Raw genomic sequence first — 15,528 nt, forward strand, 5'->3', positions numbered from 1 at the left:
TTCCCTGCCGCGGGGTTACGTTCGGGCAATGTCATCCAGGGAGAGGTCGTCTGCCGTCGGGAGCAGCGCGCGGTAGCCGGGTGTCGGCCGGTAGGTCGCCCACGCCACCGGGCGGCGGGTGGCGGTGTAGGTGTCGAGTGCCGCGGTGATGGTGTCGGCGCGGCGCAGGCACCTGGCGAGAACGATGGCGTCCTCGATGGCGGATGTGGCGCCGCGTGCTGTCGCCGGTGAGACCGCGTGGGCGGCATCGCCGGTGAGCACTGTGTCCGTGTTGTGCCAGATTCCGCGGGGATCCAGTTCGTAGATGGCGATTTGATCGCTCATTTCGGAGATGTCGACGATCTCGGCGACAGACGGCGATCGCAGCGGATGGAGCAGTTGGGTGCGGTCGATGATGTCGGTTGGAGCATCGGCATCGTGTCGGCTGAACCAGAACGATCCATCTCGGTCATCGCCGACGTAACCGACGACACCGCGGGGACTGATCCAGAAATGCAGCACGTGCCTCGGCAGCCCAGGCGCCGGTTTGGGGTGGTGGCCGTACAGGATGACCTGTCCGGCGAAGCTCAACGGTGTCGTATTTCCGAGCAGACGCCTGGTTTCCGAGCGTGCGCCGTCGGCGCCGACAACGAGATCGGCGTTTACCTCGCCTGCGGTGACAGCGGTGTCGAAGTGGCAGCGGACATTCACCTGATCGAGACGATCACGCAGTATCGACAGCAGATCTCGTCGCCAGACATGTGTACTCGACCAGCGATGGCTGGGCTCATACCGGGAAAACCTGTCCTCCTGCCCCGTCACAGTGTTCACCATGCGCGCCTCGACGACCGGGAAACCGACAGCTCGCACTCGCTCGCCGACTCCGACCTGATCGAGTGCTGTCATCGCCGACGGGCCCAGGGTCACCCACCCGTGGTGTTCGGTTGTCCGGCCCGTTGCTTCGTAGACCTCCACCTCGGCGCCGATCTCGGCCAAAGCCGCTGCGGCAGTGGCTCCGGCGATGCCGCCACCGATGACCGCCGCATGCATCATCGGGCTCCGTTCGCACTGACCTTCAGAGCGCGGGAGAGAGTGATGAGTTCGCCGACATCGGCATCGAGTCCGGGTGTGGGCGGCGACGCGATCGCCACGGCGGCTTCGCTGTCGGCTTCCCCCGCGGCCCGCAGGTCGAAGGCGGCGGCGAGTTGGTCGGCCAGCGCCGCGGAGACGAGACCGTCACTACGAACCTTGGCGATGTACGGGCTGATGCGCACCAGGCCGTCGCGGCATTCGATGACCCGGCGGTAGAAGCGGCGGTGCACGTTTCGCAGACTCATCCGATCGCGCCATCGGCTGGCGGGGACCCGGTCGAGCAGGTCCTCGGGAAATGCGGTCTGTAGCAGGTTCCACAAGGGATAGAGTTGATCGTACGCGCGGCGGTGTTTCCACCAAATCCGCCAGCTCGCGGCTCGCATGGCAACGGTGGGGTAGCACAACCCGACCAGCAGCAGCAGTGAGCCGACGTAATAGACGACAGTGACAGACTTGGCTAGGACACCAGGAACGGTGTTGGTGGTATAGCCGAGGATGTCCACCACTATGTAGAAGGAGCCGGAGAGAACGGTTCCGGCCATGCCGAATGACGCGAGGCTCAGGCCTCGGGCCAAGCGAGGCCCAGCGTGGCGAATGCAGCGGCGGGTCCAGACCAGCGCGACCACATAACACGCCGTCCCGGTGAGGTTGGTGATCATATGGAAGGCCGCAACGGTGGGCAGCGTGGTGGACCTGTACGATGCCGTCGCGGGGGTGAGCAGAACCAACACTGTCAAGACCGCGATGACCGAGACAAGGACCAGAGCATACCGTCGAGCCCAGACACCGGCAGTATGTGAATCCCGCGTAACGAACAAGGCGAAACAAATCAAGCAATAATCGCCGATGAGAGCAAGGCAATACACAAGCAAGAAGTTGCCCAATGAGGTCAAACCCAGCAGGTTGACCGAATGACCGGACGCCCAAACGAACAATGGCTGCAAAGCGACTGCCGCGAACAAGCCTGTCATCCAGCGCATTCGTATGTTCCAGGGTGTGCGCAGGGTTTGATAGACAACCCAAACCAGCCCTAATGCCCAGCCGATCATGGAAACAATCCGCAAATTGTGCACGATGGACTGCAACACGGCATCTATGGTCATAGCCACCCCACCCGATCGGTGAAATCGTTACTCAAGCATCTAGCGGTGGGATCGGTCGGAACCGGATCGGCGAGGGGGTCGACGACACTGGCCCACTCCAGGATGATGGTGGCCACCAATTCCGCCTCACGTTCAGTGACGGTGTCATACGACGTGCGGCGCAACGCCCGACGCACGGCCTCGGGGGTCAAGGCGGCGCCTGGCGGATACAACTGACGCAGCAGCGCATCGTCATGCTCGTCGCTGCGATGGCCGGCCAACAGGTGCCCGAGTTCGTGCAGAATGATGTGATCTTGGTGAGCCTTGGTGGTCTCCCGCTGGTAAAGGATGTAATCCGCCTTCGCGGTGGCCACCCACGCCCCGAACGGCCCCGGCACCGGAATGGGGTGCGGCACCAGCCGGATCGGTCTCCCCCGTTGCTCGCCCACTCGTTGGCACAAGGCGACCACATCCAACGGGGGCCGGATATTCAATTCGGTTAGCAGACGGCGACATCGGCGACGCAACTCGCGCTCCGCTGTCGTGTGGCTCCTCGATCGCATATCAACCCCCGCCGGGCGGATCGTGCGCCGACACACGTACGGGCCGAACTACCGGCGCTGGCTCACTCGGGCACATTGCCCTGTTCTGCCTGTTCCAGACGATAAACCACATCAAGAAGATCCATCACCTGTCGGCGTCTCTTGCGAGACAACGCGCCCGCCCGCAGGGCCATCATCTGCGCTTCGCTACCTTCGGCGATCTCGAGCAGACGTTGCTGCTCTGCTTTCACCTCGGCCAACCGCTGACCCACCTGGTCGGTGACCGCCTCGTCGAAGAAGTAGGCCGGAGGCACCCCGAAGAAATCCGCCAACGCCTGCACATGCTTCAACGTGGGGTTGTCCTTCTTGGACTTCCGCAGCATCCAGATATAGCTCTGCGAGATCGGCACCCCGTTCGCGGTGATCGCCGAGGCCACCTGCTCATTGCTGTACTCCCGGTCCTCGGCCGGAGTCACCGTCGCGAACAGGTAGTTCAACTTCTCAGCGAAACTGCCACCTCCACGTTTCCTCGTATTCCTGCCCTTGGGCATCTCACCCTCCAAGACCGAGCATCCGACTTCGACCTCCATCAAACGAACTAAGATCAAGTCTGTTGATGTTGGTTGAAGCACCCTGATGCCAGGGTAGGTTCCCCGCGCAACCCGAGTCAACTCACATCAATGCACCTATGATCGCACTGATTCCACGACGGTGCGCCCATAGTGGCGGATGAACGCTCACGCCGCGCGGCCGCAGCGGAACCCATGGCAGTAGGTCTTCGTGCCAGTGAACGACGAAAAGCGCCCCAGACTCCTCTGTCCAGCGAGGAGTCTGGGGCGCAGTCATAACAAATGTGGCTGTCTTCGCTGATGAGGATCCCGCTACTTCGGACTGGGCGGGTGTGCCGCGAGCCACGGAAACCAGGTCGCGAGTGCGGCATCGACGGCGGGGATCGCCATGATGCGGGTCACCACGGCCGAGATCGCAAGCGCGGACCCGACACCGGTGGCGGTTGCGGAGAGCCCGGAGGCCGAGATGATCTCGGGCATTGCTGCGGCGACGCCGAGACCGAGCTGGAACAGTGTGCGCACAACGGTGCGCCACGGATGCCGAACCTGACTCGGCGCACCCTCGGCCAGGCCGTGGCGGCTCATCACTTCGCCGTGACCGCGGCGCGGATCTCGTCGACGGTGGCGCCGATTTCCGTGAGCTTGTCGACCGGGGTCAGGTTCTCCCCCTTGTCGTTTCGGCCGAGCTGGGCCCAGCCTGCGCCGCCGGGTCCGCGCAACTGCTCCCACACTTCACGCAGCATGTGGCGGTCGTCGTCGGTGAATGCCATGTCGTCTCCCATCAAGAGGTTGCGGAGTTCGTCGGGGGTGCCTTCGAAGGCATCGACATCGATGGACTGGCCGGCCACTTGGCCGCGGTCGCTGAACTGGAAGACCGTCACGTCGAGCCCGCCGTATGGTTGCCAGCCGATGTCGTCGGGGCCGGGGTAGATCACGCTGGCGTAGCCTGCCCGGTTCGGGCCGTAGTTACTGGACATCAGTGGCGGGAGCCCGGTCAGGTCGGGCTCGCCGATCTGCTGCCAGTACCAGCGCGGCAGGTAGATCAGGCCGACGCGCACGCCGCGGGCCTCGATCGCATCGCGCACTGCGCGCAGAACATCGACACCGCCGGAGTTGACCTCGTGATCGAGCATCGCCGGGATGTTGGAGTCGCCGAGGTGGTCGACGAACAGGTTGGCTTGTGCGTCGGGGTCGCAGTCGGCACGCACATAGTGGTATCCGGCGAGCACCTTGCCTGCGGCGAGGGTGGCGTCACGGAATTGCGGCCAGGTGTGATCGCGGAAGTAGTCGCCCTCGCTCACCTTGGCGAAAGCGAATTCGAATCCCTCGGCGAACACTGTCGCCAGATCCAATCCGGCCTGATGATTGGAGATGTCAACGCCGAATATGGTCACGAATTCTCCTAAATCCGGTTGTGCCCGCGCATGATCCGCGCGCATGCTGCGCGTAACGGTGTGGGGGGTGACCGGTGGGTTGTGTCAGGGGGTGATGGTGTATTCGCCGAGTTGGTCGAGTGCCCAGGCGTAGCAGCCGTCGGTGTAGTCGTCATCTTTATCGGCCGGGTTGTGGCGGGGGATGAAGCTGCCGGGGTGGCGCTGGATGTGGGGTAGCGCGGAAGCACCGGATGCTGTGGCCGGGATGACGCCGACCTCGGCGTGCTGGTGCGAGAAAGCGGGCTGCACCCAGATCGTCACGTATTCGTGTCCTGTGCCGCCGAATGTGGTTGGCGGGTCAAGCTGGTAGCAGCGGGCACGTCCGGGATATCCGCCGAGGTTGTCGTGGATGAGTTTCGCTGTCGCCATGGTCTTCCTCGTGTGATTGTTCGATGACGGTGGCGACACCAGCGGCACCGCAGCCGCGTGACGCGACTCGCCATAGCAAGCTGGACCGATCGGCCCACGAGTGTCGGGAAGGATGCCTACGATCGCTTGCATGAGCGAGGTGCTCGACTACGCCACACCTGGCCCCCTGACATGCTTGAACGGTATCGACCACGCCGTGTTGCGCTCGGTACCCACCGAGGCCGTCGAAATCTGTCGCTTGACCTCGGCCCTGGTCATACAGCCACATGACGCCCAGACCCTGGACCTTCCGGCAGAGCGGTTCGCCGAGAACCAGATCCGGCCGGCCAACCGTCTCATCGAAGCACTCCTAATGTTGGAACCGACGCCGCTCGACGTTGCCCGCGCGCCGTCCTGTCGCGTCATCGGTACGTGTCGTCACTTCGCCGTGATCAGCTGCGCGTTGCTGCGCCACCGGGGCATTGCGTCCCGTGTCCGGTGCGGTTTCGCCACCTACTTCCAGTCCGGACAGGGGCTCGATCACTGGATCACCGAGTACTGGAACGACAGCGAAAGCCGTTGGATGCGGATCGACTCCGAGATCCTCGGGCAGTCCGTTCTGGAACATCCCGAGGATCTCCGCGCCGGGGAATTCCTCAGCGGCGTTGAGGCATGGGCCGCGTTCCAGGATGACCGCATCGACGCCTCGACCTTCGGCGTCTATGGAACCGACAACTGGGGACCAGCCGAGATCCGGGGCAACGCGATCAAAGACCTCGCCGCTCTGAACAAGGTCGAGGCCCTTCCGTGGGACGAGTGGGGCCGCATGACCGCGTCCTACAACGGCGAAACCGGTCCCGACTACGACGAGCTCCTCGACACCATCGCCGCGATCTGCATCCACGGCGACACCGTCGCGCTCATGGAACTCTACGCGCGCGACGAGTTACGCGTCCCTGCAGAACTCTTGCGCTGATCATTGACTTGGCCTTGCCCATCCGTGTCGCACACCTAGGCAGCGACGGCCAGTAGTCGAAGACACTTGTCCACGACACAAATACGCTGGTAAACAACTGGTGTTTCCGGTTGCGGGAGCCACGTCATTTCGCTCGTTCGATGATGTAGGCGATGCCGTTCGCGCCTGCGCTGCCCGGTGTCGATGCGGTCATGCCACCGCCTCCACCCCCGCCTCCGCCACCGGGAAAGGCACCGGGAGCGGAGGCACCGCTATCGGTGGGGGCTCCGCCGCCTCCTCCGCCGCCGGTGGTGACGGCCTTCGACGGCGGGGTGCCTGGTTGTCCGGGTGCACCACCGGGCGAGATCCCTCCCGCACCACCGGGGGAGCCGGGTTGGAGCATCGGTGCCGCGCCTCCCCCACCGCCTCCTCCACCGCCTCCGCGTAGTTCGAGCGGGGATACCGAGTCTCCGCCTGGCGTGGATGGGTTAGCGGCTGCGCCGCGTCCACCGTTCCCGCCCCGGATCACGCCGACTCCCCCCGCGCCCCCGGCTGCCCCTCCTGGGGTTGATGTGCCACCGTTTCCGCCTCTGGCGCGGATCTCGATGTCTCCGGTGCCGAATATGGTGTCGCCGCCGCCGTTTCCGGGTTGGGTCGATGACTGGCCGCCTGCGCCGCCAGCGCCGATGACGATCGGGATCGGGAGAGTCTTGCCGTTGGCGTCTTTCGGTAGGACGTCGATGGGGATGTTCACGAACACAACACCACCGCCACCGCCTCCACCGCCACCGGATCGGTTGGCGGCCACGATGTCCCAGCGTCCGGACCCGCCCCCTGCTCCGGCACCGATCAGTGTGAGATCGATGCTGACCGCCTTCTCGGACGGGGTGTAGTTGTTGTTGGAGGTGAAGACGAGGGCCTTGCCCTGCAACGTCAGCTGGTCGAACGCCTCACGCAGCTGGGTGATCGACTTGCTGTGGTCGTCGATGACGTTGTTGTAGGTGGTGTGCGCGACGTTCTGGGCGTTGGTGAACGCGGTGAGGATGCCTCGTGTCATCGCGGCTTTGGCCGATTCCTCGGTCCAGTTGCGGGCCCCGGAGATGGGGTTGTCGCCACCGGAGGTGTAGGAGCCAGCCGGAATCCGCCGATCCGGTGACGTCACCGGCCGTCACCATCTGCTGGTGGACTGATCTCGGGGGCGGTGCCGACGCGGGCCTGATCCGGTTGGTCGTCGCGGCGGTCCACCGGATGCGCCAGTTCCCCGGACTGCTGCAGCTGCCGGATCAGCTCGTGCCGCTGCGCGACGGTCATCTGCGAGATGTCCGGCACTGTCGCGGCCGGTGCGGTGGCGGTGCCTTTGGGCACCCACACCCCGGTCGGGTTCAGCCAGTGCGCTTCCGGTGTCGGCGGCGGCTGGTACTCCAGGGTTTGGAGATCGGGGTGATGACGAAATCCGAGTTCCCACAAGTGTTTCGACCATTTCTCCAGCACGGGCTGCGGCACCAGCAGCGGCCCGTTGCGTGGTCCTGGCAGCGAAACGAACGCCCACACGAACGCTTCCGAGGGATCGTCGAGGTTGCATTCGTGCTGCAGACGCAACGGCACGTGCGCGCCTTTCTGTGAATCGGGATCACCTGCACCAGGGGCCGGTTAGCCGAATACGCCCAGGTCGTGCAGGTCGGAGAAGATGTTTTGGATATAGCGCAGCGCGCGGGCGACCGGATCTTCGCTGCTGTGGTCGGTGCCGATGCTCACCTCCCATGCGGGGGCGAGGCCGCGTTTCCACGACAACGACAGCTCGTTGACCTGGTCGACATACACCCGCCCGGGCGGTGCTCCGGCGATCGTGGCGCCGATGCGGTCACCGAGAAAGAAGTGACCGTGCCCGTTGTCACCGACGAAGTAGGGTGCGCCGTCGGCGATGGTCAGCTTGTAGCTGACATAGGAGCGGGTGGCCCACATCCCGGCACGCAGCGCCAGCAACGCCGACAGCGTGTAGGCACGGTCGGCACCGGACTGGAAGTATTCGTAGTAGTGCGACCACCCCAAACGCTGTGCGCGCCAAGGGCTTTTGAACGACATCCAGGCGCCCACGGTGTCGCTGAAGATCGGCCGGAGGGCCACTTCCAACGCGCCCCCAACCGGGACCAGGCCGGGTACGGCGGCCAGCGCGTCGCCGGCCATCTGCACCATGGCGGACATGGCCTCGTTGATGCCGTAGGCGGATTTGCCGCCACAGTTGATCTGCACCGCCGTCGCCGGATGCAGGGTGAACTCCGAGCTTTGGATGCCGGTGATCTCCCCGTCCCGGTACACCACCCATGGCTGCTGCGGGCTGGTGCCCATCCAGTTCCGTTGCAGGTACTCCGCGGCGTCACCAGGGTTGGGTACATCGGTAAGGGTGCCTTCGATGAAGTCGTCGGCGATGCGGAATGCGGTGCGCCGCAACCCATCCCACACAGTTCCCCCGCCGGAGGTCTCGGTGAACCAGCCACTCTTGTCGACCACATCGACGACCAAGCACCCGTGCCGCAGCCGCGCGCCCGGCCACGGCGGTGGATCCCCATCGAGCCAGCGGCGGCAAGTCACCATCAACTGCGCGTCGTCGAGGACGTCTTTGGCCAGGTCGTGCCACACCTTCCAGCGCGAGGAGATGACCGTCCACAACGACGTGTCGGACACGAAATCACTGGGCGCGACCACCATCGACCACGTCGACTGATCCAAATTCACCCACTGACGGGCATCCAGGGGATCGTCCGGAAGCGCCCACAGATTCGCTTCCTTACGCAGAAGGTTCAGAAACAGCGTCAATTTCAGACCCCAACGGGACGGGGCCGCCAGCAAGAATGTGCGCGGGAACTGGATCAGGTTCGGTGGCAGGAACGGGTTGGGGATCGCGTGGATCCACTTGAGTTCCTCGTAGTCGTGGGCGAAGGTGACGACGACGCTGGTGTGGCCGTCGCTGGTTTTGCGGAGGGTGGCGGTGCGCATGCGGCCGGACCAGCGGGCCCCCATGTGGTCGGCCGTCACGTGGACGTTCTCGGTGGTGCGGGAGGCGGGGTCCATCACCCAGCGGGCGAGGTAGTGGTCGGCGGGGAGTTCGAGTGTGCCGGTGCCGGTTTCGTTGAGGAGCCAGGTGAATTGGGCGGAGTATTCGGCGGTGCAGATGCCGCGGAGGTTCCAGTCGCCGTCCCACAACCGGATCAGTGGCCGTGCGGTCCGGGCTTGTTTACGGGCGGTGCGGGCGGTGATCGCGTCGGTGTAGATGCGTTCGACGCGGTCGATGACGGCTTGGTCGGTGGTGAGGGTCGGTGCGGGGGCGGTCACTGCAGTCCCCAGGGCCGTGACCAGCAGCGGCGGCACCGAACCTGCACTGCCGCTCCGGTCGGGGCGCCGGAGACGGTGACCGGGAGCTGTGTTTGGGCGGTGTAGGCGGGGACGGGGTGGAGGAACATTTTGCCGTTCATCCGCGCCCACGCACTGCTTCCGTCGGCGGCGACGACGAGTTCTTCCATCGGGTCGGTGTCGACGGTGATGTCTTGGCCGGCGGTGAGGGTGGGCATGGTGATGACGCGGTCACGGTGGTCGTCGTCGCGCCAGGAGAAGTCGGGCAGGGTCCACACGCCGGGGGCGGTGCACACCCATTGCAGGTACATGGGTTGGTCGGTGGGATTGGAGACCGGTAGCCACAGGGTTTGCGACGCGCCTTGGGCGGTGGTGTCGGTGGTGGTTGCGGCGGTGGCGGTGACGTCGTCTTCGACCCACCAGGGGGTTCCGGCGGTGCAGGTCATGGTGACCTGGCTGAATCGTTTGATGTGGGGGTCGATTTTGGGTTTGATGTCCGGTTGCCCGGACATGCGTAGCCGCAGTTTGCGTGCCCCGTGGCTGGTGGTGACGGTGAGGGTGGCGTCGCGGTCGTAGGCCCACGCTTTGCGCCATGCCGAGTCGACGTCTTCCCATCCGGCAGAGGCGGTTTCGTAGATGTTGACGGCGAAAACGACGTCTCGTTTGAGCCAGTTGACGCCGGTGAAGGTGGCGCCGGGCTGGAAGGCCGAGGACACCCACAGGGTTTTGACGGGGGCGTCGTAAAGCCCGGTGGGGCTGGTGCCGAGTTCGACGCCTTGTGCGCCTTGGCCGGGTCCGGACAGCACCCAGTGGGAGCCGTCGACACCGTGGAGTTCGATCACTGCGGCGGTGGCCACGGTGTGTCCTCTATGAAGTTGTGGGAGTTCGGTTTTGGGTTCTGGCAGGGGCGGGCGGCCCTCCCCGAGGGGTGGGGAGGGCCGATCGCGTGTTAGGCAGTCGCCGGGTTGGTCGGCTGCTCGGGCTGAGTCGGCTCCGTAGGCTGGGTCGGCTCGGTGGGCTCAGTCGGCTCGGTCGGCTCCGTGGGCTCAGTCGGCTCCGTGGGCTCGGTGGGCTCGGTCGGCTTGTCCGGAACGATGTCGTCGAGGGCCTGCGCGGCCTGCTTGACCTGCTGGATCGCGGCCTTATCGGCATCGTCGAGGCCGCTGCCGTTTTCCAGCTGCTTTTCCAGATCGGCGATCTTGCCGAGGATCTCCTCCTTGGCCTTCGCCAGCTGATCGCGCACGCCGGCCAGGTTCTCGGCCACAGCGCCCATCAGGTTCTCCAATCTGTCGAGCCGGTCGGCGGTATCGGCCGATCCGGCGAAATCGAACTCGATTCGCAAACGCATGCGAACCTCTTTCTCCACACCAAGACCGGGCGTGGTTGGCGCCCGGTCCGGCGAGGTGTGTTATCCCCTTGGGCCAGGGGACGATTCGGTGGTTCCAGCGCCTCGCCGGATGCGTCGGCGATCGGCGAGTAGCTGGGCTGGGATCAGGGTTAGTTCCAGCGGCCGGTGTAGGTGAGCGCCCGCTGCGCCTGCCAGGTCTTGGCCTTCTCGAACGCGGTATCCACATCCGGGGTGGACAGATGGATCTGCATCGAGTTGTCGACACTGGTGCGGGCACCGGCGGCGAGGGCTGGTTGCGTGGCGGTGATGGGTGTGCTCACGTGGGCGAGGAAGTTCGGGTCCGTGTTGAGCGCATCCAGCAGGGCGCGGTTGCGGGCGGCGGAGCGGGCGTTGATGACGTATTCACCGTCGGACAACCAGGCCGGGATCGCGTCAGCGACAGGGCCACCGGGACCGGAGACCGGGCCACCGGCTGCGTAGCCGTGGCCTTGCCCCCACACACCCACCGGCCCGCCGTAGCGCTGCACGACCCATTCCAGCCCGGCCGCGATGTTGGAGTGCGGGTCCCAGATGTCGTTCGGGTATCCGGTCTGGGCCGCGAACTTCGGGTACATCGCGTCGAAGGTGGTTTGGATCACCTGCATCAACCCCTTGGACGGGTTGCCGTTTCGGGCGTTGATGTCGTCGGTGTTGATCGCGCGCGGGTTGCCGCCGGATTCGGTTTCCATTTGCCGCGACGTCAGCTCGTGCCACTCGGAGGGAAACCGGAGAGCGGCGAGCACCTCGGTGACCACACCGGACCACTGCGCCACCCCGCCACCGGGCTTCCACTCCCCTGCGGGCGCGGTGGGTGCGCTGCCGGTGGGTGGGGTGGCGGGTGTGACGGTGTCGCCGAGACCGTAGGTGAGACCCCGGTCAGACGGTGGCGTCCACGGAGTTTCACCGGTTCCGGGTACCGGTGTGGTGGTCTGTGGTGTGGTCTGGTCACCAATGCGGGGTGTCGCCTGGTCACCGGTGGGTTGGGAGTTGTCGGTAACGTACTGGGCTGCCGCGGTCAGCACCGGTGGAAGCTGGTCGGGGACACCGAACACGGTCAAGGCGTCTTTGACGAACCCTGAGGCGGCAGCGTCGGCGGCTTTCTTCCACGGATCCGGTTTGGCCGCACTGTTGGAACCAGTCGCGGCCAGTTTCCCGGAGGCAGCGAGGCCCGCCAGCTGCGACCACGACGACGCTGACGTCACCGACCCCGCGTGCGGGCGGGTGGGGGCGACGGTGGCGGGCTGGTCGGCGAGGGCGTCGGTTTTCGCGTTCAACGCAGACTGCCCGGCGTCGGCGGGCGCAGTGTCGTCGGGTGTGTACGGGGGCTGAAATTGCGCCGGGTCGACGTGGGCTATGGCGGTGAACCGAGGGTCGAATGCGCTGGTGGCATCCGACCCGAAACGCATTGTCTCGCCCGGGTTTCGGGCTTCGACGTTGACTCCGAGGATGGTCGCGGCCATGTGGTCGGTGTTGGCGCCGATTACGAACGCGTCCGTCGTGGTCGCTCCGGGGAGCACGTTCGGCCAGTGTCCTGCCAGGAATTCGGCGGTCGTGCCGAGGCGGGTCGTCGGGTTGGACACGCCAAGGGCGACCTGCTGCAGCATGCCCACCCATCCGCTGCAGTCGGCACCGTCGAGGCTGGACCCGCCCCACCGGTAGACGATATTGCGGTGGTCGCGGGCGAATTGGAGTGCGTTGACCGGACCACCGGCGGCGAACTTGGGGGCGGTGCCGGTGTTGATCGCTTCCAGCAGCGGTGCCCAGCGGCGGGCTGCGGCGGCGTTGACGATGTACTCACCGTTGGACACCAGCACCGGGATCACGTCGTCGGTGGGTCCGCCAGGCCCTGTGATCGGTCCTCCGGCCGCTTTTCTGCCCGCGAACTCCTGCATCGACACACCCAGGTCGTGGATCTGCTCGCTGCCGGGGATCAGACTCGTGTGAGGCATCTTCGCCAGGAGGTCACCGATCGCGCCGACGGCGGTTTTGATCGTGTCGATGATGCCCGCCCACACCCGCCCGACAGCGGCGCCGATCCCCTCCCACACCGCCTGCATGCCGGTGACACCCGCGGTGACGGCGGCGAAGGCGGGTTTGAGCGCGCCGTCCCACCCGGCCTGTACCACGGTGGAGATGCCGTCCCACACGGGTTTGACGACCTGCTCGAACAGCCATGTGAACGCGCCACCGACATCACCGCGCAGCAAGTCCACGACTGCGGTCAGCACCGGTTGGACCACGCCGTGGATCACGGAGGTGATGTCGTCGGCGATGGTCCCGGTGACGGTGCGCACGAGTGCGGCGAGGGTGTTCAGGACCGGAATCAGGACCGGCACAAGCAGATTCACCAATCCGGTGAAAGCGTTGACCGCTTCGGTGATCAACGGTGCCAGTGCGACGAGTACTTGTATCAGCGGTGGCAGCAGTGACACTGCCAGGTCGACGAGGACCGGCAGCAGCGGAAGGAGTGCTTGGACGAGGCCGATCCAGGCTTGCAGGATCGGCGGCAGCAGTGGGGCCAGCTGGTTCAACGCCGTGACAAGGGCGTCGGCGATGGTGGTGGCAACCTGGGTCAGTACCGGTCTTATTTGCTCGAAGACTGGCATCATCTGCTGCACCAGCTGCGTCACCACCGGCGTGATGGCGTCGAGGATGCTGGTGAACGCGGGTGCGAGCGCCTGCACCAGAACCGACACGATCTGGGTGATCAGCGGCGCGAGCGGTTGGACCGCACGGGCGATCGCGACGAACAAATTCATGATCGGCGGCAGTGCGGGCGCCAACGCTCGGATGCCGTCGGCGAGGGCGGTGCCGAAGATCTGCACCAGCTGCGACAGTTGCGGCAGGATCGGTGTCAATGCCTGCCCCAGCGTGTCCAGCAGCCCGGCGGCGACAGGCAGGAACGGTGCGAGGTTGTCCGCGAGCGCGGCGACGAACGCGCCGAGGGTGGGCATCAGCGCGGTCAGGGCTTCGGCGAACACCTTGCCCAGGTCGGCCAACGGCTGGGAGATGGCGGCGATCACCCCCGCCAGCTGCGCGAAAAGCGGACCCAAGGCTGGACCCACGGTGGCTCCGAACTGCGCGAACGCTGTGGTCAGCGTCGACACCATGGGAGCCATCCCGGCCAGCGACGCGGTCACGCCGTCCACGAATTGTTTCCAGGTGCCGTTGGCGGCGAGCTGCGTGAGGGTGGCGTCCAGGCCCTCGAGGGTGTTGCGCAGGGCGGCGTTCAACCCGCCTGCGATCGAGGTGAGCCCTGCCCGTAGCGCGGGCAGCTGGTGGGTGGTCAGGGTTGTGATCGATGCACCGATCTGGTTCCACAACGCATCCGAGACGGCCACTCGCAGGTCGTGGAACGCTGGGCCGAGCGCGACCAAATGCTCGTAGAGGTCGCGCGCGTTCGGCGACAGCTTCTCGAGGGCTTTGTTGAGGTTGTCCTGCCCGGACCCGGCGCTTTGTCCGGCGACGTCGAGCTGGTGTTGGGCGTCGGCCAGTTGCCGCACCGAGACGGCGAGTTGATGCTGGGCGTCGACCTTCGCCTGCTGTGCGGTCTCCACATCTTGCTTGGCCTGCTGCACGGTGTCGGAGCCCTCGACACCCTTGGCGTTGGCGTCGGCGACATCGGCGCGTAGGTCCGCTGTCTTGGTTTTCGACTCCTCGTACCGCTGCTGCGCGGTACGCACCTGGAGTTCGGCTTCTTGACGGTCCAGCGCCGACGACCGGGAATCTGCGTTGACCCGCGCCAGGTTCTCTCTTGCGCGGGAGACCGCGATCGCAGCCGACTCTTGTGACAGCTCAGCGTCTTTGAGCTGGGCGTTCATGTCGCGCAGCTGGCGGCCCGCGTCACGGTAGGCGTCGTTGAGCCGCTGCTGCGCCTGCTCGGCGTCGCGACCTGCGTCGGCGACGGCTCGCTGCGCCGACTCGACGGTCCAGGTCGCGTCCGCGACCGCATCGGCTGCGGATTTGCGTGCCTGGTAGGCGGATTCGGCGTCATCGGCGGCCGACTCGGTGGCCTGAGACCGGGCCTGGAACGCATCACCGAGGCCGTAAGAGCCGAGCACGCCGACACCGGCGATCGCACCCAACGCGGCGGCGGCGCCACCGGCTGCGCCGATCAGGCCGCCGAGCCCGGCCACGATCACGCTGATACCGGCCGCCAAACCGCCGAACTTCACCGCCGACAGCGCGCTCAGCCGGTCATGTGCGGTAGCGGCGCTGCGGGCGGTGGCGTCCAGCCCGAACCGGTCGATGTCGAAGTGGACCCGGTGGGTGTCGGCGAGGCGATCGAGTTCGGCGTCCAACTCCGCCAGCTGCGACCAGTCGTAGTCGATGTCTATGACGACGGTGCGGTCACGGGTCAGTTCGTCGAGTTCGGCTTCGACCGCGTCGACGTCGGCTTGATCCAGTTCGACACCGACCTCGATTCGCTGGTCACCGAATCCCGTGCCCGCCAACGCTGTTCGGTCGACGTCGATATCGACGGGGATGCGGATGCGTTCACGGGCAAGCTCATGCAGCCGTGCCCGTACATCCGTCAGGTCGAGGTCGGCGGTGACGGTGACCGTCGGTGCCAGCAGCGCCAGGTCGGCGTCGACGCGGGCCGCGAACCCGGACAGGTCCGGTACGACGTCGATGGGGAGGTTGATGTCGATCGCGCCGACCTCGGCGGCGACACGTTCGCGGAATCGGTCGGCGAGTGCGGGTTCAACGGTGAGGATGGCGGTGCCGGCGTCGTAGGCGCTGTAGTCGGCCACCGGTTCTCCCGTTATTCAGTTGTGGTTGTGGAACACCCC

The 15,528-nt window shown here is 65.8% G+C and carries 14 protein-coding genes; 1 reads left to right on the forward strand and 13 read right to left on the reverse strand.

The genetic code is table 11. The annotated features are described in order from the left end of the window. Nucleotides 1-15 precede the first annotated feature (15 nt). From IU452_RS28055 to IU452_RS28085, 7 genes are all read right to left on the reverse strand, one after another. Nucleotides 16-1,032 carry an FAD-dependent oxidoreductase gene (locus tag IU452_RS28055; protein WP_195112192.1) on the reverse strand — a complete coding sequence of 339 codons (1,017 nt, stop codon included), beginning with the start codon at nt 1,030-1,032 and terminating at the stop codon, nt 16-18. Further along, nucleotides 1,029-2,174: an MAB_1171c family putative transporter gene (locus IU452_RS28060; RefSeq protein WP_195112193.1), complete on the reverse strand. Its 1,146-nt coding sequence runs from the start codon at nt 2,172-2,174 to the stop codon at nt 1,029-1,031. The genes IU452_RS28055 and IU452_RS28060 overlap by 4 nt, the downstream gene beginning before the upstream one ends. Further along, entirely contained in the window at nt 2,171-2,527 is a 357-nt protein-coding gene (locus IU452_RS28065) for a hypothetical protein (protein WP_228818887.1), read from the reverse strand. The genes IU452_RS28060 and IU452_RS28065 overlap by 4 nt, the downstream gene beginning before the upstream one ends. 251 nt (nt 2,528-2,778) lie before the next feature. After that, entirely contained in the window at nt 2,779-3,192 is a 414-nt protein-coding gene (locus tag IU452_RS28070) for a helix-turn-helix domain-containing protein (RefSeq protein ID WP_228818888.1), read from the reverse strand. 384 nt (nt 3,193-3,576) lie between these two features. Continuing rightward, nucleotides 3,577-3,849: a hypothetical protein gene (locus tag IU452_RS28075; RefSeq protein ID WP_228818889.1), complete on the reverse strand. Its 273-nt coding sequence runs from the start codon at nt 3,847-3,849 to the stop codon at nt 3,577-3,579. Then, a complete protein-coding gene (locus tag IU452_RS28080) occupies nt 3,849-4,658 on the reverse strand; it encodes a glycoside hydrolase family 25 protein (protein WP_195112195.1) in 810 nt (269 codons plus the stop codon). Before IU452_RS28080 ends, IU452_RS28075 begins: the two co-directional genes overlap by 1 nt. An 84-nt stretch (nt 4,659-4,742) precedes the next feature. Beyond that, the gene (locus IU452_RS28085) at nt 4,743-5,066 is read right to left on the reverse strand and encodes a hypothetical protein (protein ID WP_195112196.1); all 324 of its coding nucleotides are present in this window, start codon (nt 5,064-5,066) and stop codon (nt 4,743-4,745) included. 130 nt (nt 5,067-5,196) lie between these two features. Between IU452_RS28085 and IU452_RS28090 the strand changes: the two genes are divergently transcribed. Beyond that, nucleotides 5,197-6,021 (forward strand): transglutaminase-like domain-containing protein, encoded by an 825-nt coding sequence (locus IU452_RS28090; RefSeq protein WP_195112197.1) that lies wholly within the window; start codon nt 5,197-5,199, stop codon nt 6,019-6,021. 124 nt (nt 6,022-6,145) lie between these two features. Here the strand turns inward: IU452_RS28090 and IU452_RS28095 are convergent, their stop codons facing one another. The 6 genes from IU452_RS28095 to IU452_RS39305 all read right to left on the reverse strand — a co-directional run bounded on the left by IU452_RS28095 (nt 6,146) and on the right by IU452_RS39305 (nt 15,489). After that, on the reverse strand, nt 6,146-7,162 hold the full coding sequence (locus IU452_RS28095; RefSeq protein WP_195112198.1) for a glycine-rich domain-containing protein: 1,017 nt from the start codon (nt 7,160-7,162) through the stop codon (nt 6,146-6,148). Further along, nucleotides 7,159-7,605 (reverse strand): phage gene 29 protein family protein, encoded by a 447-nt coding sequence (locus tag IU452_RS28100; RefSeq protein ID WP_195112199.1) that lies wholly within the window; start codon nt 7,603-7,605, stop codon nt 7,159-7,161. The genes IU452_RS28095 and IU452_RS28100 overlap by 4 nt, the downstream gene beginning before the upstream one ends. 45 nt (nt 7,606-7,650) lie before the next feature. Beyond that, a complete protein-coding gene (locus IU452_RS28105; protein ID WP_195112200.1) occupies nt 7,651-9,330 on the reverse strand; it encodes a phage tail protein in 1,680 nt (559 codons plus the stop codon). Beyond that, nucleotides 9,327-10,205: a phage tail protein gene (locus IU452_RS28110; RefSeq protein WP_195112201.1), complete on the reverse strand. Its 879-nt coding sequence runs from the start codon at nt 10,203-10,205 to the stop codon at nt 9,327-9,329. Before IU452_RS28110 ends, IU452_RS28105 begins: the two co-directional genes overlap by 4 nt. Before the next feature lie 92 nt (nt 10,206-10,297). Beyond that, nucleotides 10,298-10,696 (reverse strand): hypothetical protein, encoded by a 399-nt coding sequence (locus tag IU452_RS28115; RefSeq protein ID WP_195112202.1) that lies wholly within the window; start codon nt 10,694-10,696, stop codon nt 10,298-10,300. Between the two features lie 149 nt (nt 10,697-10,845). Continuing rightward, nucleotides 10,846-15,489 carry a transglycosylase SLT domain-containing protein gene (locus IU452_RS39305; RefSeq protein WP_195112203.1) on the reverse strand — a complete coding sequence of 1,548 codons (4,644 nt, stop codon included), beginning with the start codon at nt 15,487-15,489 and terminating at the stop codon, nt 10,846-10,848. Between the last annotated feature and the right edge of the window lie 39 nt (nt 15,490-15,528).

It is taken from the genome of Nocardia transvalensis, from assembly GCF_015477765.1.
GTDB lineage: Bacteria > Actinomycetota > Actinomycetes > Mycobacteriales > Mycobacteriaceae > Nocardia > Nocardia transvalensis_A.